Origin of the sequence: Umezawaea sp. (genome assembly GCF_036375055.1) — a bacterium.
Classification (GTDB): Bacteria; Actinomycetota; Actinomycetes; order Mycobacteriales; family Pseudonocardiaceae; genus Umezawaea.
On sequence record NZ_DASUSQ010000008.1, the window covers coordinates 1 to 23,254 of the forward strand.

The 23,254-nt window shown below is 72.2% G+C and carries 22 protein-coding genes and 1 pseudogene; 8 read left to right on the forward strand and 15 right to left on the reverse strand.

Features of this window, described 5'->3' with window-relative positions; translation table 11 throughout:
* The first annotated feature begins 55 nt into the window (after positions 1 to 55).
* Together eda and VFZ92_RS02775 are read left to right on the forward strand one after the other, a co-directional pair.
* Positions 56 to 679, forward strand: a complete 624-nt coding sequence (eda, locus tag VFZ92_RS02770) for a bifunctional 4-hydroxy-2-oxoglutarate aldolase/2-dehydro-3-deoxy-phosphogluconate aldolase (RefSeq protein ID WP_330874067.1) — start codon at positions 56 to 58, stop codon at positions 677 to 679.
* 499 nt (positions 680 to 1,178) lie between these two features.
* Positions 1,179 to 1,430 carry a hypothetical protein gene (locus VFZ92_RS02775; protein ID WP_330874068.1) on the forward strand — a complete coding sequence of 84 codons (252 nt, stop codon included), beginning with the start codon at positions 1,179 to 1,181 and terminating at the stop codon, positions 1,428 to 1,430.
* Between the two features lie 172 nt (positions 1,431 to 1,602).
* Here VFZ92_RS02775 and VFZ92_RS02780 read toward each other — a convergent pair whose 3' ends face one another.
* The 4 genes from VFZ92_RS02780 to VFZ92_RS02795 form a co-directional block, all read right to left on the reverse strand.
* On the reverse strand, positions 1,603 to 2,340 hold the full coding sequence (locus VFZ92_RS02780; RefSeq protein ID WP_330874069.1) for an HAD family hydrolase: 738 nt from the start codon (positions 2,338 to 2,340) through the stop codon (positions 1,603 to 1,605).
* 9 nt (positions 2,341 to 2,349) lie between these two features.
* Positions 2,350 to 3,477, reverse strand: a complete 1,128-nt coding sequence (locus VFZ92_RS02785; RefSeq protein ID WP_330874070.1) for an AAA family ATPase — start codon at positions 3,475 to 3,477, stop codon at positions 2,350 to 2,352.
* Positions 3,464 to 4,243: an RNA ligase family protein gene (locus VFZ92_RS02790; protein WP_330874071.1), complete on the reverse strand. Its 780-nt coding sequence runs from the start codon at positions 4,241 to 4,243 to the stop codon at positions 3,464 to 3,466. Before VFZ92_RS02790 ends, VFZ92_RS02785 begins: the two co-directional genes overlap by 14 nt.
* Positions 4,244 to 4,326: 83 nt before the next feature.
* Positions 4,327 to 4,464 carry a hypothetical protein gene (locus VFZ92_RS02795; protein ID WP_330874072.1) on the reverse strand — a complete coding sequence of 46 codons (138 nt, stop codon included), beginning with the start codon at positions 4,462 to 4,464 and terminating at the stop codon, positions 4,327 to 4,329.
* 274 nt (positions 4,465 to 4,738) lie between these two features.
* Here VFZ92_RS02795 and VFZ92_RS02800 point away from each other — a divergent pair.
* A pseudogene (locus VFZ92_RS02800) lies at positions 4,739 to 5,233 on the forward strand (transposase); the annotation flags it as partial.
* Between the two features lie 172 nt (positions 5,234 to 5,405).
* Here the strand turns inward: VFZ92_RS02800 and VFZ92_RS02805 are convergent.
* The 3 genes from VFZ92_RS02805 to VFZ92_RS02815 all read right to left on the reverse strand — a co-directional run bounded on the left by VFZ92_RS02805 (position 5,406) and on the right by VFZ92_RS02815 (position 7,417).
* Positions 5,406 to 5,999, reverse strand: a complete 594-nt coding sequence (locus VFZ92_RS02805) for a regulatory protein RecX (RefSeq protein ID WP_330874073.1) — start codon at positions 5,997 to 5,999, stop codon at positions 5,406 to 5,408.
* Positions 6,000 to 6,007: 8 nt separating this feature from the next.
* A complete protein-coding gene (recA, locus tag VFZ92_RS02810; RefSeq protein ID WP_330874074.1) occupies positions 6,008 to 7,057 on the reverse strand; it encodes a recombinase RecA in 1,050 nt (349 codons plus the stop codon).
* Between the two features lie 165 nt (positions 7,058 to 7,222).
* Positions 7,223 to 7,417, reverse strand: coding sequence for a DUF3046 domain-containing protein (locus VFZ92_RS02815; protein WP_330874075.1), 195 nt, complete (start codon positions 7,415 to 7,417; stop codon positions 7,223 to 7,225).
* A gap of 26 nt (positions 7,418 to 7,443) precedes the next feature.
* Between VFZ92_RS02815 and VFZ92_RS02820 the strand changes: the two genes are divergently transcribed.
* Positions 7,444 to 7,566 carry a hypothetical protein gene (locus VFZ92_RS02820; protein ID WP_330874076.1) on the forward strand — a complete coding sequence of 41 codons (123 nt, stop codon included), beginning with the start codon at positions 7,444 to 7,446 and terminating at the stop codon, positions 7,564 to 7,566.
* A gap of 1 nt (position 7,567) precedes the next feature.
* Here the strand turns inward: VFZ92_RS02820 and VFZ92_RS02825 are convergent, their stop codons facing one another.
* Positions 7,568 to 8,827 carry an MFS transporter gene (locus VFZ92_RS02825; RefSeq protein ID WP_330874077.1) on the reverse strand — a complete coding sequence of 420 codons (1,260 nt, stop codon included), beginning with the start codon at positions 8,825 to 8,827 and terminating at the stop codon, positions 7,568 to 7,570.
* A 49-nt stretch (positions 8,828 to 8,876) separates the two neighbouring features.
* Positions 8,877 to 10,877, reverse strand: a complete 2,001-nt coding sequence (locus VFZ92_RS02830) for an Hsp70 family protein (protein ID WP_330874078.1) — start codon at positions 10,875 to 10,877, stop codon at positions 8,877 to 8,879.
* A 139-nt stretch (positions 10,878 to 11,016) separates the two neighbouring features.
* Between VFZ92_RS02830 and VFZ92_RS02835 the strand changes: the two genes are divergently transcribed.
* Positions 11,017 to 15,561, forward strand: a complete 4,545-nt coding sequence (locus VFZ92_RS02835; protein WP_330874079.1) for an ATP-dependent helicase — start codon at positions 11,017 to 11,019, stop codon at positions 15,559 to 15,561.
* A 66-nt stretch (positions 15,562 to 15,627) separates the two neighbouring features.
* Here VFZ92_RS02835 and VFZ92_RS02840 read toward each other — a convergent pair whose 3' ends face one another.
* The 3 genes from VFZ92_RS02840 to VFZ92_RS02850 form a co-directional block, all read right to left on the reverse strand.
* Complete coding sequence (locus VFZ92_RS02840; RefSeq protein WP_330874094.1) at positions 15,628 to 16,629, reverse strand: 1-aminocyclopropane-1-carboxylate deaminase; 1,002 nt, start codon at positions 16,627 to 16,629, stop codon at positions 15,628 to 15,630.
* An 8-nt stretch (positions 16,630 to 16,637) separates the two neighbouring features.
* A complete protein-coding gene (locus VFZ92_RS02845; RefSeq protein WP_330874080.1) occupies positions 16,638 to 17,288 on the reverse strand; it encodes a GntR family transcriptional regulator in 651 nt (216 codons plus the stop codon).
* 520 nt (positions 17,289 to 17,808) lie between these two features.
* The gene (locus tag VFZ92_RS02850; protein ID WP_330874081.1) at positions 17,809 to 18,519 is read right to left on the reverse strand and encodes a VOC family protein; all 711 of its coding nucleotides are present in this window, start codon (positions 18,517 to 18,519) and stop codon (positions 17,809 to 17,811) included.
* 23 nt (positions 18,520 to 18,542) lie between these two features.
* Here VFZ92_RS02850 and VFZ92_RS02855 point away from each other — a divergent pair, with 23 nt between their 5' ends.
* Positions 18,543 to 20,156 (forward strand): alkaline phosphatase D family protein, encoded by a 1,614-nt coding sequence (locus tag VFZ92_RS02855; protein ID WP_330874082.1) that lies wholly within the window; start codon positions 18,543 to 18,545, stop codon positions 20,154 to 20,156.
* 83 nt (positions 20,157 to 20,239) lie between these two features.
* On the opposite strand, the gene VFZ92_RS02860 is transcribed toward VFZ92_RS02855, so the two are convergent.
* The 3 genes from VFZ92_RS02860 to VFZ92_RS02870 form a co-directional block, all read right to left on the reverse strand.
* Entirely contained in the window at positions 20,240 to 20,560 is a 321-nt protein-coding gene (locus tag VFZ92_RS02860; RefSeq protein WP_330874083.1) for a transposase, read from the reverse strand.
* Positions 20,561 to 20,777: 217 nt separating this feature from the next.
* Positions 20,778 to 21,539, reverse strand: coding sequence for a maleylpyruvate isomerase N-terminal domain-containing protein (locus VFZ92_RS02865; RefSeq protein ID WP_330874084.1), 762 nt, complete (start codon positions 21,537 to 21,539; stop codon positions 20,778 to 20,780).
* Entirely contained in the window at positions 21,536 to 21,979 is a 444-nt protein-coding gene (locus tag VFZ92_RS02870; protein ID WP_330874085.1) for an SAV_6107 family HEPN domain-containing protein, read from the reverse strand. Before VFZ92_RS02870 ends, VFZ92_RS02865 begins: the two co-directional genes overlap by 4 nt.
* A 206-nt stretch (positions 21,980 to 22,185) precedes the next feature.
* Here VFZ92_RS02870 and VFZ92_RS02875 point away from each other — a divergent pair, with 206 nt between their 5' ends.
* The gene (locus VFZ92_RS02875) at positions 22,186 to 22,686 is read left to right on the forward strand and encodes a YbaK/EbsC family protein (RefSeq protein WP_330874086.1); all 501 of its coding nucleotides are present in this window, start codon (positions 22,186 to 22,188) and stop codon (positions 22,684 to 22,686) included.
* On the forward strand, positions 22,683 to 23,252 hold the full coding sequence (locus tag VFZ92_RS02880) for a GNAT family N-acetyltransferase (RefSeq protein WP_330874087.1): 570 nt from the start codon (positions 22,683 to 22,685) through the stop codon (positions 23,250 to 23,252). Before VFZ92_RS02875 ends, VFZ92_RS02880 begins: the two co-directional genes overlap by 4 nt.
* The last annotated feature ends 2 nt before the right edge of the window (positions 23,253 to 23,254 follow it).

A 23,254-nucleotide genomic window follows, 5' to 3' on the forward strand; every position in this document is an offset into this window, starting at 1 on the left:
CCCACGACTACGCTGCCAACCAAACCACGCCCCACCCCACCAGGAGGTTTTCGCGGTGACCACCAGCGCGGATCTGCTCACGCTGTCCCCCGTCATCCCGGTAGTCGTCGTGGACGACGCCGACCACGCCGTCCCCCTGGCCCAGGCACTCCTGCGCGGCGGCATCGGCGTGATCGAACTGACCCTCCGCACCCCGGCCGCGCTGGCCGCCATCGAACGCGTAGCGGCGGAGGTCCCGGACATCGTCATCGGCGCGGGCACCGTGACCACCCCTGAGCTGGCCGAGCAGGCGACCAAGGCGGGCGCGGCCTTCCTCGTCACCCCCGGGTGCACCGAGCGGCTGCTGAACGCCGTGGAGGACACCGGCCTGCCGTTCCTCCCCGGCGCGGCGACCGTCTCGGAGGCGCTGCGGCTGTTCGAGCGCGGGCTGACGGCGCTGAAGTTCTTCCCCGCCGAGGCCGCGGGGGGCGTGGACTACCTGAAGTCGATCGGCGGCCCGCTGCCGCAGCTCCGCTTCTGCCCGACCGGCGGCATCACCCCGGAGTCGGCGCCCAAGTACCTGGCGCTGCCGAACGTGGGCTGCGTCGGCGGCTCGTGGCTCACCCCGAAGGACGCGCTCGCCGCGGGCGACTTCGGCCGGATCGAGGCGCTCGCCGCCGCGGCGTCCGGGCTGAGGTAGGGCGGACCACCGCCAGGGGTGGGCGGCTCCCACGACCGGCGGACCGGCGTCCCAGACCGATGGACGAACCACTCCTCCGGACTGCGGCGCCGGTCCTGCGTTCGCCGAGCACCTGTTCGTCGTGCGGCTCCGGCCGTACTCGATCCGATGGCGCTCTCGACGAACCCCGCCGTGACGCGGGCGATCAGGCTCACGTTCGGCTTCCAGTTCTTCTTCGGACTGCTGCTGTGGGTGCCGATCTTCCACGCCTACCAGTAGCAGCTCGGGATGACCGACGCCGAGATCTTCGGCATCCAGAGCGTCTACCACGTCGCGTTCTGCCTGCTGGAGATCCCGACCGGTATGGGGCCGACCGGTTCGACTACCGCACGTCGCTGGCGAGCGGGGCGGGCGTGCTCGTGGTGGCGAACCTGGTGCCGGTGTTCCTCGGTTCCTGCACGCGCACGACGCGGGCCACCTGTACCTGAGGGCGGAGGGCGTCGGCCGGTCGTGCTGCCCGGTGGGCAAGATCGTGTTCTGGCCGGTGATCGGCCTGCTGATGCGGTGGAACCCGCCGTCGCCGTACTGGCTGACCGCGATCAACGCCGCCGTCGCGGTCGGGTTGGCGGTGAAGCTGCCGCCGATCCCCGGACGGCGGCCGACCGTCGGCAACGGCAAGACGGCCGCGGTGCTGGCCGGGGTCGGCGGTGCTTCCGCCGCGCGGCGAAGTCGGTGTTCCTGGTGTCCACGGCCGTCATCACGTGCGGGCTGATGACCGCGCTCGGCGGGCTGCTCCTGGTCGTGCGCCACCGATCCGCACGGGCACGGGTCGGTGCCACCCAGACGAACCAACGACCACCGGACGACCCGCACGACGATGTCGGACCCCAGCGGTAGGTTCAATGTCGGGGGGCCCACCGCAACGGGGGACCCCTGGTGGCGCGCTAGTCCAGCAGCGCGAGGGCCTCGGTGATCGAGTCGGCCACGGGCACCCCGGTGGATTCGAGCTTGGCCCGGCTCATGACGCCGGTCGTGACGAGCACGCACGAGGCGCCGACGTGCGCGGCGGCCTCGGCGTCGTCCACGACGTCGCCGATGAGCACGACGTCGGCCGGGTCCAGTTCCAGCGCGGTCAGGTGCGTCGCGAGGTGCGCGGCCTTCAACCCGCCCCCGGCTTCCTCGCGCAGGCCGTCGATCCTGGTGAACAGCTCGGTCAGCCCGAACTCGTCGACCAGCACGACCAGCTCGTCGTGGTACCACATCGACAGCAGCGACTGGGTGCGTCCGCGCTCGCCCCACGCCCGCAGGTGCTCGGGTGCCCCGTCGGCGAGGCGGCAGAGCGACAGGAGGCCGCGGTAGTGGTCGTGGTAGACGGTGTTGACGCGCGCCCACGCCGCCGCGTCCAACGGTTGCCCGAGCAGCCGCTCGTAGCACTCCAGCAGCGGGCGGCTGAACACCGAACGCCAGTGGTCCAGCGTGATCGGCTCGCGGCCGAACCCGGCGCACACCGCGTCGCCGTCGTACGACGGCGTCGAGGGGGTGCCGCAGGTGAGGCAGGCGCACTCCACCCCGGAAGCGGGTGGGTAGAAGTCGCGGATCACCCGGTTGACGGATGCCATCACGGCGACGTTGTCGGCCAGCAGGGTCCCGTTCCAGTCCCACACCACGTGTTTCGTGCCCACGACGGCACTCTAACGACCCGTGTCGACCCACTCGACGTGGTGCGCCTCGGTCGGGTCCGGCGTCTCCCACCTGTCGATCAGCCGTTCCACCACGGCCTCGGGCACGGGGGCGGTCCTCGCCCGGTTGCGCGCCCGCACGACCGACGGAGGCGCTTCGAGGCTCACGAGCGTGACCCGCGCGCGGTAGTCCGCCGCGAGCCCGACGCACCGCTCGCGCAGCTGGCGCGACACGTTGGTCGCGTTCCACACGAACCGCTCACCGGCGCGCAGGTGGGTCCGGGCCTGCTCGAACGCCGCCGCGACGACGGCCCGCTGATCGCCACCGGGTTTGACGCCCATCCGGTCCCGCAGCACGTCGAGGCTCACCACCGGCCACCCCGCCCGGTGCGCGGTGGTCCAGTGGTCCTTGCCGACGCCCGGCAGTCCGGACAGGACGGTCACGTCCATCCTCGTGTCGTCGAACGCGGCGTACTCCGGGTCGCGCCCCGGTGTGCGGAAGTACTGGAACCGCGCGTGCTCCGACGCGAACTCCTTCGGCCCGTCCAGGCAGCCCAGTTCGCGGCAGTACTCCCGGAACAGCGCGATGTTGTCCACCACGGCGTCCGCGTCCTCGCACACCCGCCCCAGGATGTCCGCCGTCGCGAGGACCGCCAGGTCGTCGTTGCGCGCCACCAGGCTGACCCGGTACACGATCCTGGCCAGGTCCGGTCGTTCCAACGCCCAGAACGGCACCTGGTGGTGGTTCACCAGCGCGGCGACGTGCTCGCGCCACGCGCGTGGCGCCCCCAGTTCCCACAGCAGCCGTCGCGCCAGCAGGTCGCCGTGCCGCGAGTGCCCGTGCGCCGTGACCCGCCCGTGCTCGTCGACCTGCGTCCGGTAGGGCTTGGCGCAGTCGTGCAGCAGCACGGTCGCGAACAGCAGCGTCCGCTCGTGCTCGGGGCGCGCACGCCACTCCGGTAGCGACACCAGCGCCTCGCACGCCATCCGCGTGTGCGTCGCGACGTCACCCTCCGCGTGGTGCACCGGGTCCTGCACCACACCGCGCAGCCGCCGGACCCACGCGAACGCGGCCTCGATCTCCGACCACCGCACCGTCCAGTCCGGACCTCGCGGGCACAGCTCGTCAAAGACCCGCACGGGAGCCTCCGACCAGTCGGTTCGGCAGGATGGGTCGGGAAGCCCAGTGGCTGCCGGAATCCCGGATGGCGGTCAGGAAGCTGCGCCGCACCCACTTGTACCGGTCGACGGTCTCGTCACCGTCCTCGACCTTGATGTACAGGCCTTCCATGAAGTCGTCCGAGTCCGTCTCCGCGACCACCTGGTCCGGGTCCAGCCCGGCGTCTCCGGCAGCTTCGCGCAGCACCTCGCGCCACCGCGGTGTGCGGCAGGTGGACGGCCCCAGCAACGCGGTCAACGCCCTCAGGTCGTCGAGCGCCCCGGAGTGCAGCACCGGCACGGACACCACCGGTGCCCCGTCGAGCAGCGCCGCCCGAGCGGGCGTCGACAGGAACCTGCCGGTCTCCCGGTCGACCACGTCGAACTCGCAGAAGAAGTGCGGCAGCGCGTCGTAGAACACCGTGTGCTTCGCGAAGAGCCACTCCCCGTACATGACGTACCGGGAGCCCAACCGTTCCCACAGCGCAGGCCGCACCTGCGCCGCCCACGCCTTGAACCGCGCGAACTGCCGCTCCCGAGGCCCACCGACCAGGTAGTGCCCCCGGCTCTGCAACCTGAGGACCCCGTCGGCGTCGAACCCGACCCCCACGTTCGCCCCGTCGAGCTTCTCCTCGACCACCACGTGACGGCCGCGGATCGCCGCGAACGCCACCGAGTCGAGGTCCTCGTCCCCAGGCTGAAGACGCGACCCTTCGAGGTGCCGCGTCCGGGGGTATTTGAGGAGCATGGCGTCTTTGTACCCACCGGGAAGGGCGACAGCGAGCGAATAAGAGCGCGACCGGGTGACCCGATCACCGGCACCGAGTCCGATCAGAGGTGGTACGGGTAGACGCTGATCTCCTCCTTCGTCAGCACGAGTTCGCCCCTGGTGCCGTCGATCCCGTCGGGAAGGGGGTCGAGCACAACGTGCGCCCCACCGAACTCGACCCCGAGAAGCCCGCGCAGCACAACGTGATCACCTCTGGTCCGGATCTCGACCCCGACCTCTGCCGCAGGGAGGACGGTGCTCCCCGCGCGACGTCGGACTCGACCGACAGGAGTCTTGATCCCCGCGAACCGAGAACCCCGGCGACGATCTGCTCGACCTGGACCAGCGTTCCCCAATCCCTCGTTGCCTGTTTCGCAACTCCTGGTCATCAGATCCGACATGACTGACGCCCCTGTCACACGCGTGGTCCGGAGACCGGCCCGGTGACATCGTCGGACCGTTGATGGGGACACGGCCGCGCCGGAGATCCTGTCCCGCTGCGGAGTCCGACCGGCATCGCCAAGGCCGGACGGCGCAAGCCGGCCTCGATCGCCACAGCGCACGCACCTCGCCTGGACGACAGGTTTTATGACGGCGCTGGACGAGCAGCTCGTGACCGTTCCCGGAACCCTCGCGGCCACCGCCGTCCGCCCCGACTCGCGGGCAGCCCGAAAACCGTTCCCCCACAACGGAAACAGGTCGCCGTCGAGGAGATCCTTGACGCGCACCCACGTGCCGGGATCCTGATCTCAATGCCCGGCACCGGGGTTCAGGACCGCCACCCGGATCCTGCTGGAGATCGGTGACGCCTCCTCCGGACACCAGGCCGCCTATGCCGAGATCGCCCCGGTCACCCGCAGCTCCGGCACCAAGAGCGAGCACCTCGCGAAGTCGAGCAACCGCAAGCTCAAACGCACGTTCTTCCTAGCCGCGTTCGCCACCCTGTCCGACCTGACCAGCCGCGCCTACGACGGGTATCCCCAGCCCGTCTCCAGCGCGGCCACCGCTAGACAACCACAGAGGCCTCCGGATCTGCCTGGCCGCCGCATCGTCCTGTCCGCGACACTCCAGCACCCACCACCGCAGCCGCGACATGACAACGCCGCAGGGACACCACCGGATCAGTCGTGGCGAGCGGCGTTCAGTCCGGCAGGGCCTCGTCCAGCAGAGCGGCATCCGCACCCTCGGCGCGCAGCTCCTCGCGCACCACCTGGTAGGCCATGCCACCCGAATAACCCTTGCGCGCCAACGCACCCACGAGCCGACGGATCTTCGCCGTCTCGTCGACGCCGCTCATGCCGCGCAGCTTCTTCCGCACCAGTTCGCGGGCACGGTCCTGTTCGGCCTCGTCGTCCACCGCGGCCACGGCCTCGGTGACCAACTCGTCCGCGACACCCTTGCGCCGCAGCTCCATCGCCAGCGCACGGCGACCGAGCCCGTTGTAGGTGTGCCGGGACCGGACCCAGATCTCCGCGAACGCCGCGTCGTCGATCAGGCCCGCCTTGTCGAACTTGCCGAGCACCAGCTCGGCAAGCTCCTCAGCGATGCCCTTGCGCAGCATCGCGTTCTTCAGTTCGAGACGGGTGCGCGGTTGTGCCGCGAGTTGCGTGAAGCAGATCTCCTTGGCCCGCTTCTGCTCCTCGACGGGGTCCGGGGGCGGGAGGTCGGGGGTGTCGTCGTCCGAACCGAATCCGGGCCGTCCACGCCCCCGACCCCTGCCACCGTGGTACGTCATGGTGCTGCTCAGAAGTCGACCGGCGTGGGTGCCGCTTCGGTGACGTCGGCGTCGAGCTTCGCCCCGATGCCGAGCTTGTCCTTGATCCGCTTCTCGACCTCGTTGGCGACATCGGGGTTCTCCAGGAGGAACTTGCGGGCGTTCTCCTTGCCCTGCCCCAACTGGTCGCCCTCGTAGGTGTACCAGGCGCCGGACTTGCGCAGGATGCCCTGGTCGACACCCATGTCGATCAGCGAGCCCTCACGGCTGATGCCCTTGCCGTAGAGGATGTCGAACTCGGCCTGCTTGAACGGCGGGGCCACCTTGTTCTTCACGACCTTGACCCTGGTGCGGTTGCCGACGGGCTCGCCGCCGTCCTTCAGGGTCTCGATGCGACGCACGTCCAGGCGCACGGACGCGTAGAACTTCAGCGCCTTGCCACCGGTCGTGGTCTCCGGCGTGCCGAACATGACGCCGATCTTCTCGCGGAGCTGGTTGATGAAGATCGCCGTGGTGCCGGAGTTGCTGAGGGCACCGGTGATCTTGCGGAGCGCCTGGCTCATCAGACGGGCCTGGAGGCCGACGTGGTTGTCGCCCATCTCACCCTCGATCTCGGCGCGGGGCACGAGCGCGGCCACCGAGTCGATGACGAGGATGTCGAGGGCGCCGGAGCGGATCAGCATGTCCGCGATCTCCAGCGCCTGCTCGCCGGTGTCCGGCTGCGAGACCAGGAGGGCGTCGGTGTCGACGCCGAGCTTCTTCGCGTAGTCGGGGTCGAGGGCGTGCTCCGCGTCGATGAACGCCGCGATGCCGCCCTGCTTCTGCGCGTTGGCGACCGCGTGCAGCGCGACGGTCGTCTTACCGGAGGACTCCGGGCCGTAGATCTCGACCACGCGGCCGCGGGGCAGACCGCCGATGCCGAGGGCCACGTCCAGCGCGATAGCGCCGGTCGGGATGACGGCGATCGGGGCGCGGCCCTCTTCGCCGAGACGCATGACCGAGCCCTTGCCGAACTGCTTGTCGATCTGGGCAAGAGCCAGCTCAAGGGCCTTGTCCCTGTCGGGTGCTGCGGGAGCCATCTGGTGTCCACCTCGGGTTGTCTCGGATCGCTTTTTCATGTTGGACCCGACGCTACGGGGAGGGTCCGACAATTTTGCGAGGGCCGGGCGAGCAGCGGTTCGGACACCCGGTCGTGCCGGGAGCTTAGCCGAACAGGTGTTCGATCGCAGCTCGGACACGCTGGCTCATCGGCGCTGCTCGGGGACGTCGAAGGCGTCGCAGACGGCGAGCCAGATCTCTTTCGGGGAGACCCCGGCCTCCAGTGCCTCGTCGGGTGTCCGCCCGCCGAGCACGGACAGCACGTGGTCGTGGGCCACCATCTCACCGCGGACCGGGCCGAACTCGTCGGCCATCAGCTTGCGGAACACCGTGATGCGCATCGGGACCAGGCTAACCTCAGGGAGTGGTGCTGCTCCAGCAAGACCCCAGTGGCCTGTCCTCGCCCGTCGGCCAGCTCGCGGTGGTGGCGATGCTGCTGGTCAGCATCATCGTCGGTCTGCGCTTCTGGTGGGGGAACAGGCGGAAGTGACTCAGGCCGGTCGTTGCAGCGTCGTGTAGACGCAGACCGCGAGCAGCGGCAGCGCGACGAAGCCGACGACCAGCCCGAGCGTCGCGAACGACCACGCGGTGACGACCGCGCCCGCCGTGACGCCGCCGATCGCGCCGCCGACGTTCATGCAGAGGTCGGACAGGCCCTGCGCCGCGGGCCGGTCCGGCACCGCGACGGACTCGGTGAGCAGCGCTGACCCGGACACGAGCGCGGCGGACCAGCCGAAGCCGAGCAGGGTGAGCCCGGCGGCGAGCTGCGGGGCGTTCTCCGACGGCGCCATCCCGGTGACGCCGGAGGCGGCGACGAGCAGCGCGGCGCCGATGGCCAGGACCGGGATGCGGCCGAGGCGGTCGGCCATCCAGCCGAACAGCGGGCTGGCCCCGTACATGGCCGCGACGTGCAGGCTGATCACGACGCCGACCACCTGGAGCGACGAGCCCGCGTGGTTCATGTGGACCGGGGTCATGGACATCAGGCCGACCATCGCGGTGTGGCTCAGCGCGATGGCCACCAGGGCGAGCTTCGCGCTGGACCGCAGCGACCGCCACACGGCGACGCTGCCCCTGGTCGACGCCTGGCCGCCCGTGCAGTGGGCGGGCACGACCGGCTCCGGTTCGGCGTCGCGCACGACCACGAGCGGGTCCGGGCGCAGGAACACGCCGATGACCAGCGCGGCGAGGCCGAACCCGACGGCGGCCAGCAGGAACGGCCCCACGCCGTCCGGCAGTCCGACGGACGAGGCGAGGGTGTCCGCCGGGCCCGCGAGGTTGGGTCCCGCGACCGCCCCGATGGTCGCGGCCCACACCACGACGCCCACCGAGCGCGCACGTCGGTGCGGGTGCGCGAGGTCGGTGGCCGCGTAGCGGGCCGCGAGGTTCGCGCTGCCCGCGCCGCCGAACAGGACGAGCGCGGGCAGCAGCAGCTGCCACCAGCCGAGCGCGACGGCGAGCGCGGCCACCAGCGCGCCGAGGGTCCCGACGCCGTAGCCGAGCACGAGGGCCGGGCGCCTGCCGCGGCGCTGCGCCAACCGGGCCGCGGGGAGGGCGAGGAGGGCCGCGCCGACGACGGCGCTGGTCTGCGCGAGCCCGCCGATCGCGTCGGAACGCGACAGCGAGGCGGCGATCAGCGTGCTGAAGGCGAGCCCGATGGTGACGCCAGCGGCCCCGAGGACCTGGGTCGTCGTGAGCACGCGGAGCACCTTGCGCTGCAGGTGCTCGACCTCGGGCGCGGCCGTTTTCATGATCGCGATCGTGACACGGCCGAACCCGCCGCTGCCAGGGCCGTCCGGGTCACGTACCAGGCTGGACGTTCTTCTCGAAGTAGTCGGCGACCTCGTCGGCGGTGAGTTCCCCGCCGCCGGTCTTGCTCACGATCCCCAGCAGCGGCCGGTCCGTCGCGGTGAACGCGAGCAGCCCCACGCCGCCGTCCGCCGAAGACCGGTACCGGCCCTCCAGCCCGTTGCCCGCCCACCGGGCCTCCACCACGTCGGCCTTGAGGGAGCCCACGACGGCGTCCGCGCCCTGCTGCGCGCCGGTCACGGTGTCCGTGAGCACGTACTGCACCGTGTAGTCGCCCGCCAGCTCGCAGCTGACGACGCTGCCCTTGATGGCGTTGACGCCGGAGACGCCCGCCGAGCCGCCGGTCTTGCACTCGCCGCCGTCGGGCACGACGCCCGCGAGCTGGCGCAGGCACTTGGTGAAGCCCTTGTCGTCGGTCGCGGTGTCGGCCTTGCACTCCTGCGCGTTCGGGATGTCCGGGCCGCTGAACGCGACGACGCCGCCGACGATCGCCAGGACCAGCACGACCGCTCCGCCGACGGCGAGCAGCACCGTCCGGTTCGGCTTCTTCCTCGGGGCGGCGACGGTGCTGGGGAAGTTGAACTGCTGCGGCCCGGTCGTCGGGAACTGGCTGTTGACGGAGAACGAGGTGTTCACCGAGTACGGCGCGGTCACCGGGTAGCCGCCGCTGGTCGCGGGGTTGACCGGGTACGGGCCGCTGGCGGCCGGGTTGACCGGGAAGGGGCCGCTGGCCGCCGGGTTCACCGGGTGCGGGCCGCTCTGGGCGGGGAACCCGCCGGTCGGCGGGCTCTGCGCCGGGAACCCGCCGGTCGCGGGCATGTCCTGGGTGGGGAAGTCGTCGACGGGCTCCGTGACGACCGTGGGCACCTCGGGGTCCGCCACCGCGTCGGGCGACAGCTCGTCGGTCTCCCGCAGGTTGATGCCGTCCTTGGGCACGTGGTGCGCGCCGAGCGCGACGGCCGTCTCCGGCTGGTCGAGGCTGGTGGGCGCGACCCGGACCTGTTCGGTGATCATGGTGCTGACCAGCGGGATCCGGCTGGAGCCCCCGACGAGGTAGATGCCCGCGAGCTGTTCGGGGGCCATGCCGGTCGAGCGGATCGTGGACGCCAGCAGCTCGGCGCTGCGCAGCAGCCGCGGCCGGACCAGCGCCTCCATGTCGGAGCGGGTCACGACCACGTCGGCGAACGGCGCGGGCATCGGGACCTCGGTCCGCTGGTGCCGCGACAGGGCTTCCTTGGCCGAGCGGACGTCGTCCAGCAGGGTCCGGCGGGTGCGGCGGTCGGCGGTCGACTCGGGCCGCATCAGCCGCTGCCAGTGACCGGGGTCGCCGTGCGACACCTGGCGGCCGATGTGCTCCAGCAGGGCTTGGTCGACGTCCAGGCCGCCGAGGTCCGGCACGCCGTCCTCGGCCAGCACCTCGAACCCCTTCTGGGTGACGCCGACGATGGCCACGTCGAACGTGCCCGCGCCCAGGTCGTACACGGCCAGCGCCTGGCCGATCGAGAAGTTGCGGTCCAGCACGGCGGCGAAGTGCGCGGCGGCGGCCACCGGCTCGGGGACCAGCACGATCTCGGCGGTCACCCCGGCCAGCAGCGCGGCGGACATCAGCACGTTGCGGCGCGTCGGACCCCACTGCGCGGGGTGGGTCAGCCGGACCTCGTCCAGCGCGGCGCCGTTGAGCTGCCGCTCGGTCTCCTCCAGGACGCGGCCGAGCACGGCGGCCAGCGCGTCCGAGACCGGCACGACGGACCCGCCTAGCCGCAGCACGCCGTCGTCCACCCGGCGCTTGGGGTTCGGCTCGAACCGCGACGGGTCCAGGCGGGCGCGCCGCTCGGCGTCGCGGCCGACGACCAGGGTGCCGTCCTCCTCGCAGAAGACGGCGGACGGCATGGCCGACGCACCGTCCACCTCGACGACCCTGGGTGGGCGGCCGTGTGCCGACAGCACCGCCACCGTGTTGGAAGTACCCAGGTCAACGGACAGGACGCGCACGTTCTCCCCTTAGTCGGCGGACCGGCTGATGGTGCCACGTCGGCCCTGGGGTGCGCCCGTGGGTTGGCCGGATTGGGTCCTTCGAGGTCAGGTGGCCTCCGACCGGAAAATGTCGGACCCTCGGTTCATGATGGGCCGCATGGACGCGCTGAAGGCTTTCTCCCCTGCCACCCGGCAGTGGTTCACGGGTGCCTTCGCCGCGCCCACCGACGCCCAGGCCGGAGCGTGGCGGGCCGCTGCCGCCGGGGAGCACGCGCTGGTCATCGCGCCGACGGGGTCGGGCAAGACCCTGTCGGCGTTCCTGTGGGCGCTCGACCAGTTGGCGTCGACACCGGCGCCGGAGGACCCGAAGCTGCGGTGCCGCGTCCTCTACATCTCTCCGCTGAAGGCCTTGGCGGTCGACGTGGAGCGCAACCTGCGGGCGCCGCTGGCGGGCATCCGGCAGGCCGCGCACCGGCTGGGGCAGGCGGAACCGTCGATCACCGTCGGGATGCGCACGGGCGACACGCCCGCGGACGAGCGGCGGGCCTTCGCGAAAACACCGCCCGACGTGCTGGTGACCACGCCGGAGTCGCTGTTCCTGCTGCTCACGTCCGCCGCCCGCGAGTCGTTGCGGGGTGTGCGGACGGTGATCCTGGACGAGGTGCACGCGGTCGCGGGCACCAAGCGCGGCGGGCACCTGGCGCTGTCGCTCGAACGGCTGGACGCGCTGCTCGACCAGCCCGCCCAGCGGATCGGGCTGTCGGCGACGGTCCGACCGGTCGAAGAGGTCTCGTCGTTCCTCGCGGGCGGGCGGCCCGTGCGGGTGGTGCAGCCGAAGACGGCGAAGACGATCGAGGTGCGGGTCGAGGTGCCCGTGGAGGACATGTCGGTCCTCGGGCAGCCGACCGGAGAGGTCACGGGGTCGGCCGCGGGCGCGGAGCAGAAGGCGTCGATCTGGCCCGCCGTGGAGCAGCGGATCCTGGAGCTGGTGCGGGAGCACCGGTCGACGATCGTGTTCGCGAACTCGCGGAGGCTGGCCGAGCGGCTGACGGCCAGGCTGAACGAGCTGGCGGAGGAGGCGGTCGAGCTGGAGCGGTTCCCCGCCGAGGCGATCGGGCAGTCCGGCCTCACTACGCAGACCGCTCCCGTGGTGGCCCGCGCGCACCACGGGTCGATGGCGCGCGAGCAGCGGACGGTGGTGGAGGAGGAGCTGAAGTCCGGGCGGCTGCCGTGCGTGGTGGCGACGTCGTCGCTGGAACTGGGCATCGACATGGGCGCGGTCGACCTGGTGATCCAGGTGGAGGCGCCGCCGACGGTGGCGTCCGGGATGCAGCGGGTCGGGCGGGCCGGTCACCAGGTGGGGGCGGTGTCGCGCGGGGTGATGTTCCCGAAGTTCCGCGGCGACCTGGTGTCGTGCGCGGTAGTGGCGGAGCGGATGCGCGACGGGGCGATCGAGGCCGTCCGGTACCCGCGCAACCCCCTCGACGTGCTGGCGCAGCACGTGGTGGCGATGGTCGCGCTGGAGCCGTGGTCGGTGCGGGAGCTGGCGGGGCTGGTGCGGCGGGCGGCTCCGTTCGCGGCGCTGCCGGAGTCGGCGCTGGTCGCGGTGCTGGACATGCTGGCCGGGCGGTACCCGAGCGAGGAGTTCGGGGAGCTGCGGCCGCGCATCACGTGGGACCGGGTGACCGGTGAGCTGCGCGGCAGGCCGGGAGCGCAGCGGCTGGCGGTGACGTCGGGCGGCACGATCCCGGACCGGGGCATGTTCGCGGTGATGACCCCGGCCTCGGACCGGGGGCCCGGCTCGCGGGTCGGCGAGCTGGACGAGGAGATGGTGTACGAGTCGCGGGTCGGCGACACGTTCCTGCTGGGCACCTCCGCGTGGCGGGTGGAGGACATCACCCACGACCGGGTGATCGTGGTGCCCGCGCCGGGGCAGCCCGCGCGGATGCCGTTCTGGAAGGGCGACGCACCGGGCAGGCCGCTGGAGCTGGGGCGGGCGCTGGGGAAGTTCCTGCGGGAGATGTCCACGGCGGACGGTCCCGACGCGGCGGTGCGGGCCGCCGACGCGGGTCTGGACGCGTGGGCGGCGAGCAACCTGGCCGCGTACCTGGGCGAGCAGCGCGAGGCCACCAGGCACGTGCCGAACGACCGGGTGCTGCTGGTCGAGCGGTTCCGCGACGAGCTGGGCGACTGGCGGCTGGTCGTGCACTCGCCGTTCGGGGCGCAGGTCAACGCGCCGTGGGCGCTGGCCATCGCCGCCCGGCTGCGGGAACGGCGGGGTGTGGAGGTGCAGGCGGCGCACTCCGACGACGGCATCGTGGTGCGGCTGCCCGACGCGGTCGACTCCGACGGCGCGGACGTGGTGGTCGGCGCGGAGGACGTGCTGCTGGACCCGGAGGAGGTCGAGCAGATCGTCGTGGCCGAGGTGGGCGGGTCGGCGCTGTTCGCCGCCCGGTTCCGGGAGTGCGCGGCCCGGTCGCTGCTGCTCCCCCGGCGCGACCCCCGCAAGCGGTCGCCGCTGTGGCAGCAGCGGCAGCGGGCGGCGCAGCTGCTGTCGGTGGCGGCGAAGTACGAGAGCTTCCCGGTGGTGCTGGAGGCCATGCGGGAGTGCTTGCAGGACGTGTACGACGTGCCGGGTCTGCGGGAGCTGATGGCCGACGTCCGGGCCCGTCGGGTGCGGGTGGTGGAGGTCGAGACGCCGACCCCGTCGCCGTTCGCCCGCAGCCTGCTGTTCGGGTACGTCGGCATGTTCCTGTACGAGACGGACACACCGCTGGCCGAGCGGCGGGCCGCCGCGCTGTCGCTGGACTCGACCCTGCTGTCGGAGCTGCTCGGGTCGGAGGCCATCCGCGAACTGCTCGACCCCGAGGTGGTCGAGGAGGTCGAGCGCAGCCTCCAGCGGCTCACCGAGGAGCGGCGGGCCCGGCACGCGGAGGACGCGGCCGACCTGCTGCGGTTCCTCGGCGACCTCTCGGAGGCCGAGGGGCTTGAGCGCGGGATCCAGCCGTCGTGGTTCGCGGAGCTCGTCGACCAGCGCAGGGCGCTGCGGATCAGGATCGCGGGCGAGGACCGCGTGATCGCGATCGAGGACGCGGGCCGCTACCGGGACGCGCTGGGGGCGGCGCTGCCGGTCGGGGTGCCGGAGGTGTTCACCGAGCCGGTGGCCGATCCGGTCGGCGACCTGCTGAGCCGGTACGCCCGCACGCACGGGCCGTTCCCGGCGATGGAGGCCGCCGCGCGGTTCGGGCTCGGGATCGCGGTGGTGACGGGTGTGCTGGAGCGCATGTCCGGCACCGGGCGGTTGGTGCGGGGCGAACTGCGGCCCGGCGGCACGCACACCGAGTACTGCGACGCGGAGGTGCTGCGGCGGTTGCGGCGGGCCTCGCTGGCCCGGCTGCGGGCCGAGGTCGAGCCGGTCGAACCCGCCGCGCTGGGGCGGTTCCTGCCGAGCTGGCACGGGGTCGGCAGACGGCTGAGGTCCGCTCCGTCGGTGGACGACGTGCTGTCGGTCGTGGAGCAGTTGGCGGGTGCGCCGCTGCCCGCGAGCGCGCTGGAGTCGCTGGTGCTGCCCGCGCGGCTGCCCGGCTACTCCCCCGCCCAGCTGGACGAGCTGACCGCGTCGGGTGAGGTGACGTGGACCGGCTGCGGGTCGTTGGCGGGTGGCGACGGCTGGATCGCCCTGGCTCCGACGGACGTGGCCGACCTGCTGCTGCCGGACCTGGTGCCGGAGTCGGCTCCGGAGTCGCCGCTGCACCTGGCGGTCGTCGAGGCGCTGGCGGGTGGGGCGCTGTTCTTCCGACAGCTGGTCGACCGCGTGTCGTTGCAGGGGCCGACCACGGATTCGGAGGTGGTCGGCGCGCTGTGGGACCTGGTGTGGGCCGGGCTCGTCACCAACGACACGCTCGCTCCGCTGCGGTCGCTGGTGTCCGGCAAGAGCGCGGCGCACAAGTCCAGACGGGCGGCCCCGCGCGGCCGGTACGCCCGCATGCGGGCCGGGCGGCCGGACATGCCGAGCCGGACCGGGCCGCCGACGGTCGCGGGCCGGTGGTCGTTGGCGATCGTGCCCGCGATCGACCCGACCCGCCGGGCGCACGCGAGGGCCGAGGCGTTCCTGGAACGGCACGGCGTGCTGACCAGGGGCGCGCTCGACACCGAGCGGGTGACCGGTGGCTTCAGCGGTGTGTACAAGGTGCTGCGGGCGATGGAGGAGTCCGGGCAGGTCGTGCGCGGTTACGTCGTCGAAGGCCTCGGTGCCGCGCAGTTCGCCGCTCGCGGCGCGGTCGACCGTCTCCGCGCGCTGTCGAGACCGCCGGGTCAGGACCACCTCGGCACGCCGGAGGCCGTGGTGCTCGCCGCGTCCGACCCGGCCCAGCCCTACGGTGCCGCGCTGGACTGGCCTGCCCCGGTCGGTGACGGCAAGCACCGCCCGGCCCGCAAGGCCGGGGCGCTGACGGTGCTGGTCGACGGGGTGGCCGTGCTCTACGTCGAGCGCGGTGGCCGGTCGCTGCTGTCGTTCACCGAGGACGAGGAGACGCTGAGGGCTGCCGCTCAGTCGTTGAGCCGGGCGGTGCGCGACGGCTGGCTGGGGCAGCTGGCCGTGCAGCGCACCGACGGCGAGAACGCGCTGGGCACCCGTCTGTCGGGTGTCCTCCAGGAGGCGGGTTTCCGGGCCACACCGAAGGGGTTGAGGCTGAGGGCGTGAGGATTCAGGAATCCGGTGATGCGTGGACCGGTGTCCGAAGAGGTCTGGTGGTGGACGGCGGGAGGCTCAGGTGAACAGGGTGCTGTAGGCGTTGAGGGCGGGTTGGCCGCCGAGGTGGGCGTAGAGGACCTTGGAGTCGCGGGGGATTTCGCCGGTCGACACCAGTTCGATCAAGCCTGCCAGGGACTTGCCCTCGTAGACCGGGTCGGTGATCATGCCCTCCAGCGAGGCGCCGAGGCGCATGGCGTCCAGTGTGGACTTCCCCGGTACGCCGTAGACGCCCTCGTGGAAGCGTTCGTCGAGCAGCACGTCGGCGGGGTCGACGGTGACGTCGAGCAGGGTCGCGGTGGCGGTGGCGATCCTGGTGACCTGGTCGAGGGTTTCGGCGGGTTTCGCGGAGGCGTCGATGCCGAGGACGCGGCGGCGGCGGGGGCTGTCGGCGAAGCCCGCGACCATGCCCGCCTGGGTGCTGCCGGTGACCGAGCAGACGACGACGGTGTCGAAGAAGAGTCCCAGTTGGGCTTCCTGGTTCTCCACTTCCTTGGCCCAGTTGGCGAAGCCCAGGCCGCCGAGGCGGTGGTCGGAGCCGCCCGCCGGGATCGGGTACGGGGTGCCGCCCGCGTCGCGGACGTCCTGGATGGCCTGTTCCCACGCGGGTTTGACGCCGATGCCGAAGTCGGCCTGCACGAGTCGCACGTCGGCGCCCATCAGTCGGCTCAGCTGGATGTTGCCGACCCGGTCGTAGCCGGGGTCGGTCCAGTCGACCCAGCTCTCCTGCACCAGCACGCACTTCAGACCCGCGCGGGCGGCCGCGGCGGCGACCTGGCGGGTGTGGTTGGACTGGACGCCACCGATCGAGACGAGGGTGTCGCAGCCGGTGGCCACGGCGTCGGCGACCAGGTATTCGAGCTTGCGGGTCTTGTTGCCGCCGTAGGCGAGGCCGGAGTTGCAGTCCTCGCGCTTCGCCCACACCTCGGCGCCGCCGAGGTGCGCGGTGAGGCGGTCGAGGCGGTGGACGGGTGACGGGCCGAACAGGAGCGGGTAGCGGGTGAAGTCCTGCAACACCAGGGTCTCCTCTAGTCGTCGGACTGAAGCAGGTCGGTCAGGGTCGCCCAGTTCAAGGACACGCGTTCGGCGGCCAGGTCGGCGTCCGGGACGGCGCAGGCGGCGATGACGTCGGCGTGCATGGCCACCGAGTGGCGGCCGGGCGGGGTGGCGAAGCGCAGGCGTTCGAGCCTGCGGACCAGCGGTGTGTAGCGGTCGATGGTGGCGGTGACCGCGAAGTTGTCGGCGCGGCGGACCGCGACGTCGTGGAACTCGTCGTCGGCGGCCAGCGCGGCGGTCACGTCACCGGTCGCCAGCGCCGTCTCGAACCGGGTGTTGGCGGCGCGCATGGCGTCCAGGTCCGCGGGTGTCATCAGCGGAACGGCCAGGCGCGCGGCGAGCGCGTGCATCGCCTGCACGACGGCGTGCGCCTGTCGGACGACGGCGGTGTCGAGCGGGGTGACCCTGGTGTAGCTGTGCGGCTTGCTCTCCACCAGGCCCTCGTCGGTGAGCCGGGCCAGCGCTTCGCGGACCGGCGTGCGGGACAGGCCCAGTTCCTCGGCCAGGTCGACGTCCTTGATCGGGGTGCCCGGCGCCAGGTCGCCGCCGACGATGGCGTCGCGGATCGCCGTCAGCGCGCGGTCGCGGTAGAGCGAGCGGTCCAGACGACCAATATATTGCATATCGGAACTGTGGCTGATCGGGTTGACCAGGTCAAGGGGTGTGGCTCAACGGGTGGGAAAACCGAGGCAGGGAGGCATGGCCCTCGGCGGGGGTGCGGAAACGTGGAGGTTCCGCGTTCCGGACCAAGGACCAGCGGAGTGGTGCGGAACGTGGAGGTCCCCGCTCCGGACCACGGGTCCGCAGAGCGGGGTGCAGAAACGTGGAGGTCCCACGTCCCGGACCACGGAGCGGCCGAGTGGGTGCGGAACAGGGAGGCCCCGGACCACGGACTAGCGGAGTGGGTGCGGAACAGGGAGGCCACGTGCCCCGGACCACGGACGACGGACGACGGACGACGGACGACGGACGACGGACGACGGAGTAGGTGCGGGAACGTGGAGTTCCCACGCTCTGGACGACGGGTCCGCAGAGCGGAGTGCGGAACCCCTGGTGCTCGGGTCAGGTCCGGCGAGGTGAGTAGGGCGGCGGACGTTCCCGTCTCCTGGTGGAGTCGCGGGGGTCAGGCTGTCGGTGTCCTGGCTAGCGGGGGGAGAGGACGCAGAACTCCTGGCCTTCCGGGTCCAGCAGCACGACGTGGGTCCAGTCGCCCGGTCCCAGGTCGATCACCTTGGCGCCCAGCGCGACCAGGCGGGCGACCTCGGCCGTCTGGTCGTCGTGGGCGGCGGGGGCGACGTCGAGGTGGACGCGGTTCTTCCCGCGCTTCGGGTCGTCGCTGTGCAGGAACTCCAGCCACGGGCCCGCGTCGCCGCGCAGCGACGCGAACTCGGCGGTGCGGTTGACGACCGTCAGCCCGGTCGCCCCGGCCCAGAAGTCGGCCTGCACCCAGGTGTCCGCGACGTCCACGACGATCGCGGCGACCGGCCCGGTCCCCCGGTACTCGGGACGTGGTTCCAGGACGCAGAACTCGTTGCCCTCGACGTCGGCGAGCACCACCCACGGCACGCCCCGCTGTCCGAGGTCGACGGGGCGGGCGCCGAGCGCCTTCGCGCGCTCGACGATCTCGGCCTGTTCCTCCGGCGACGAGCTGGCCAGGTCGAGGTGCAGGCGGTTCTTGGTGACCTTCGGCTCGGGGACCGGCACGAACACCAGTTCCACACCCTCCACGACGGCCACGTCCACCTCGTCGGAGGACTCGCCGGTGATGCGCGTTCCCAGCAGCTCGGACCAGAACCGACCCAGTGCGGCCGGGTCCGCAGCGTCGACCACGACGTCGTTCAGCCTCGTTGCCATCCACCAAAGGTAACGTCTGCCCCATGGCGAAGCTGGTTCTCGGTCCGGTGCTGCGGCACGTGAACGCGACGTCGGCGACGGTGTGGGTGGAAACCGACACCTCGACCGAGGTGACGATCGCCGACCACAGCGCGCGGACGTTCCAGGTAGGGGCGCAGCACTTCGCGTTGGTGCGCATCGGGGGCCTGACCCCCGGCACCACCACCGACTACGACGTGCGACTGGACGGCGACCTGGTGTGGCCGGAGCCGGACTCGGAGTTCCCACCGTGCCGCATCAGCACGAAGTCCGATGAGGACCTGACGCACCGCATCGTGTTCGGTTCGTGCCGCGCGGCCAAGCCGCAGAAGCCCGCGGAGGAGGACTCGCTCGGGCCGGACGCGCTGGACGCCTACGCGCTGCGGATGGCGGAGCAGCCCCAGAACGAGTGGCCGGACGCGCTGCTGCTGCTCGGCGACCAGGTGTACGCGGACGAGCCGACGTCGCGGACGAAGGAGTGGCTGCGGAAACGGCGTGGTGGCAAGGATCCCGTCGACGAGGTGCTGACCTTCCGCGAGTACGCGCAGCTCTACCACGAGTCGTGGGGCGACCCGGAGATCCGCTGGCTGATGTCGACCGTGCCGACGTCGATGATCTTCGACGACCACGACATCCGCGACGACTGGAACACCTCGCGCCCGTGGCGCGAGCAGATGGCCGCGACCTCGTGGTGGCCGGAGCGCATCCGGGCCGGGCTGGCGTCCTACTGGGTCTACCAGCACCTGGGCAACCTCGGTCCGGACGAACTGGACCGCGACGAGCTGTACGCGAAGGTGGTGTCCTCGGGCGGTGACGTGCAGCCGATGCTGGAGGAGTTCGCCGAGCAGGCCGACGCCGAACTGGACGGTCGGAAGTCGACGTGGTGGAGCTACCGCCGCGACTACGGGCGGGTGCGGCTGCTGGTGATCGACACACGGTGCGGCCGGATCCTCGCGGGCGACACGCGGCGGATGGTCAGCGACGAGGAGTTCGACTGGATCGAGCGCAACGCCGAGGGCGACTACGACCACCTGGTGATCGGTTCGTCGCTGCCGTGGCTGATGCCGTACGCGATCAGCCACGGTCAGTCGATCAACGAGCGCGCCGCCGCGAGGCCGGGCAGGCGCGGCCGGTTCGCCGAGCAGGTCCGCCAGATCGCCGACCTGGAGCACTGGCCCGCGTTCCGCGACTCGTTCGAGCGGCTGTCGCGGTTCCTCGGTCGGGTCGGGCGCGGGGAGAACGCCCCGGCCACGATCTGCGTGCTGTCCGGCGACGTGCACCACAGCTACGCGGCGGAGGCCCACTACGCGGAGCCGACGGACAGCGCGGTCGTGCAGCTCACCTGCTCCCCCGTGCACAACGACCCGCCGAAGTTCTTCCGCCCGGTGTTCAAGCTGGCCTGGTGGCCGCCGATGGGTCGTCTGATGCGCAAGCTCGCCGACCGCGCGGGCGTGCCCGCCGATCCGTTGGAGTGGAGCCGGTTGACGGGCCCGCACTTCGGCAACTCCATCGCCGTGCTGGAGGTGGACGGACGGCAGGCCCGCTTCCGCCTGGAGTCCGCGACGCCCGACGGCAGGGGGTTGGTCGAGGTCGCGAACCTGGGCCTGCCGCCCGCCTAGTGCGGTGACCGCGACCTCACCGGGTTTCACGCGGCGGGGGTCAGCGGTCACCGCACCAGGGCACGGCCGGGTTCGGCACGTGCTCAGTCGGGGTCCGTCCGGGCGCGCCGGACGGTGGAGCCCGCCGACACGTCCCAGGTGATGATGTCGACGCGGTCCTGGATCTTCTCCAGGACCGCCGCCCAGACGCCGTCGCGCTGCCAGGCCCGGAAGATCCCGTAGGCGGTCTCCCACGGCCCGTAGCGCGGCGGCATGTCGCGCCACGGCGATCCGGTGCGCACCCGCCAGCGGATCGCGTTGACGACCTGGCGGCGGTCCCGGTTCGGTCTTCCCACTCGGCGTTCGGGTGGCAGCAGCGGTTCCAGCACCGCCCACTGCGCGGCGGTCAGATCACCACGGGCCAAGGGAAACCCCAGCCGGGACGGGATTCGACGCGGAACGGGCCGCCGGTCGACCACGCGAGTTCTCGATCTTGTCGGTGCTCGCCGGTAGAATTGGTTCCGGGGGACCCCTTACCCGCGCGCGCGGGATGGGCCCCCGGAATCGACGGTAGCGGTGGGGTACGACGGTTTCGCCGCTCCGCGCCAACCGTTGATCTTGCCGCTCGTCGGGCGCCCGGCCTCACTTCGTCGCCAGCCGCAGCAGGGCCCAGAGTTGGGCTATCGCGTCGTGGTCGCCGTTGACCTCGACCTCGCGGTCGGAGATGCGGCCCCACAGCCAGCGGTAGACGTTGAGGGGCACGCCGGTGACGTCCGCGTCGGCCGGTTCGGCCTCCTCGGGGGTCGCGCGCCACGCCGTGGAGCCGGTCGGGCCCGACGAGGCGAGCCAGACGCGGCCCGCGGTGCGGACCGCGACGACGCCGTCCCTGGTGCCGCGGACGCCCATGGCGCTCAGGCGGTGGACGAACCAGAGCGACAGGACCTCGTCGACGCCGTCGACGACCACGTCGTCGGCCACCGGGTCGAGGGGTGTCGTCGCCGCGGCCTGGACGTCCATCCGGTGCACGGTCGTCTCGTGCGCCAGCCTGCGCGCCCAGAAGCCGTAGTTGGGTTCCTCCGGCCACCACGTGCCGCACTCGTCCTCCGCCTCGTGGGCGGCCAACTCGTCCAGGAGCGGCTCCACGCCACCGCGGACGAAGTCCGCCAGCGTCTCCTCGGGGGCCGGGTTCTGCTGCCACGTCACGGGTTGGCGGCCGTCGCGCAACCAGGACAGGGTCATGCGGTAGGTGCTGCCGACGTGCCTGGCGGTCTCGCCGAGGTTCAGGCCGGGACAGGCCGGGACCTGGCGTTCGGGGCGCTGCCCCTCGACGGACGAGGCGAGCGTCTCCGCTTCGGCGGCGAGGACGTCGAGCAGCCTGCCGTAGTCGATCAGGGCCTTGGTCACGTGCGCGCCTCGTGCGTGATCCGGTCGACCAGCGCGACGAACTGGGCGGACTGGCGGACCAGGTCGTCGGCGGAACGGGTGGTGACGACGCGGGTGATCCCCGCCTGGACCGCGGCTCGGGTGGCGGAGGCGGACGCGAAGAACGCGGCCCACTCCGCCAGCTCGGGGGCGATGCCCGCGAGCAGGACCCAGACGCTGGCGGGTTTGGCGTGGCCGCGGTGCGGCCTGCCGCGCAGGGCGAGCACGGCGGCGCCCGCGCGCAGCGCGGCGAGGTAGGCGGCGACGAAGCGCTCGGCCGGGTCGGTCGCGGCCTCGGCCTCGGCGATGCCCTCGCGGGCGTTCTCCAGGAGTTCCACGGACGCGGCGGGCGGAAGGGGGAGCGGGACGGGGACGGGGGTCCTGGTCCGGCTGGGCTGGGGGAAGTCGATCGAAGCTGACATCGGCGGCCTCCTCGCGGCGTCGGTGAATTCGACGACCACCGCGGGGAGACGGCGGCTCCTGGTGGTGGGGCGCTTCCCCCGCCCCACCACCAGGGCATCACGATCGAACACATGTTCGATCCAGGGCAGCCTAGCGCCTGCCGCCGACATTCCTCAACCCAGGACCCAGCGACGACCCGATCGTGATCCGTGGTCTGATTGGACGCGTGAGCGCACTGGACCACCCCGGCATGCAGAAGGTCGCCGCGGCACTGACCGAGGCGGGCCACCACGAGGCCGCGCAGGGCATCCGGGTGCTCGCGGACGCGGTCCGCACCGCCGCCCAGGCCGCCGAGGCGGTGGGCGTGCCGGTCGGCGCCATCGCGAACAGCCTGGTGTTCACGGCGGTCCGCGCCGAGGTCCCCGCGCCGCTGCTGGTGCTGACGTCGGGCGCGCACCGCGCGGACACCGACCTGCTGGCGGAACTGGCTGGCGCGGACCGGATCGAGCGCGCCGCCCCCGACTTCGTGCGCGAGCACACCGGACAGGTCATCGGCGGGGTCTCGCCGGTCGGCCATCCTGCGAGGATCATGACGTTCGTGGACGTGGACCTGGAGCAGCACCCCGTCGTGTGGGCGGCGGGCGGGCACCCGCACGCGGTGTTCCCGACGACGTTCGCCGGTCTGGTCGAGCTGACCGGCGGCACCCCCGCGCGGGTCGCGCGATGACCGCCGCGCCGTCGCCGCGCACCGAGCGGCTGGTGGAGTTCTCACCGCAGGAGCTGAACGCCCGGCTGCACGAGGCGCTGGAGCTGTACGTCACGGCGATGAACTACCCGCCGAGCACGGTGGAGCAGCGGGCGCCGATGTGGCTCGCGCACATGCTGCGCGAGGACTGGCGCTGCGTGGTCGCGCTGGACGACCGGGACGAGCTGGTCGGCATCGGCTACGGCTACCGCGGGTCGAGCGGGCAGTGGTGGCACGAGCAGGTGCGCCGCGGGCTGACGACCGTGTCGGGCGCGCAGGCCGTGGACGAGTGGATGGACGACTACTTCGAGCTGACCGAGCTGCACGTGCTGCCGCGCGCGCAGGGCAGGGGGCTCGGCGAGGCGCTGCTGCGGAACCTGCTGGCCGGGGTGCCGACGACGCACGTGCTGCTGTCGACGCCGGAGGGGCCGAGCAACGCGTGGCGGCTGTACCGGCGGGTCGGGTTCACCGACGTGCTGCGGCACTACCAGTTCACCGGCGACCCGAGGCCGTTCGCGGTGCTGGGGCGGGAACTCCCGATGACGTGAGG

Bases quoted from the DNA above. Each gene is read 5' to 3' on its own strand.
- VFZ92_RS02790 (WP_330874071.1), bottom strand. From the start codon at position 4,243: ATGCTCCTCAAATACCCCCGGACGCGGCACCTCGAAGGGTCGCGTCTT.
- VFZ92_RS02805 (WP_330874073.1), bottom strand. From the start codon at position 5,999: ATGACGTACCACGGTGGCAGGGGTCGGGGGCGTGGACGGCCCGGATTC.
- recA (WP_330874074.1), bottom strand. From the start codon at position 7,057: ATGGCTCCCGCAGCACCCGACAGGGACAAGGCCCTTGAGCTGGCTCTT.
- VFZ92_RS02815 (WP_330874075.1), bottom strand. From the start codon at position 7,417: ATGCGCATCACGGTGTTCCGCAAGCTGATGGCCGACGAGTTCGGCCCG.
- VFZ92_RS02825 (WP_330874077.1), bottom strand. From the start codon at position 8,827: ATGAAAACGGCCGCGCCCGAGGTCGAGCACCTGCAGCGCAAGGTGCTC.
- VFZ92_RS02835 (WP_330874079.1), top strand. From the start codon at position 11,017: ATGGACGCGCTGAAGGCTTTCTCCCCTGCCACCCGGCAGTGGTTCACG.
- VFZ92_RS02845 (WP_330874080.1), bottom strand. From the start codon at position 17,288: ATGCAATATATTGGTCGTCTGGACCGCTCGCTCTACCGCGACCGCGCG.
- VFZ92_RS02850 (WP_330874081.1), bottom strand. From the start codon at position 18,519: ATGGCAACGAGGCTGAACGACGTCGTGGTCGACGCTGCGGACCCGGCC.
- VFZ92_RS02855 (WP_330874082.1), top strand. From the start codon at position 18,543: ATGGCGAAGCTGGTTCTCGGTCCGGTGCTGCGGCACGTGAACGCGACG.
- VFZ92_RS02870 (WP_330874085.1), bottom strand. From the start codon at position 21,979: ATGTCAGCTTCGATCGACTTCCCCCAGCCCAGCCGGACCAGGACCCCC.
- VFZ92_RS02880 (WP_330874087.1), top strand. From the start codon at position 22,683: ATGACCGCCGCGCCGTCGCCGCGCACCGAGCGGCTGGTGGAGTTCTCA.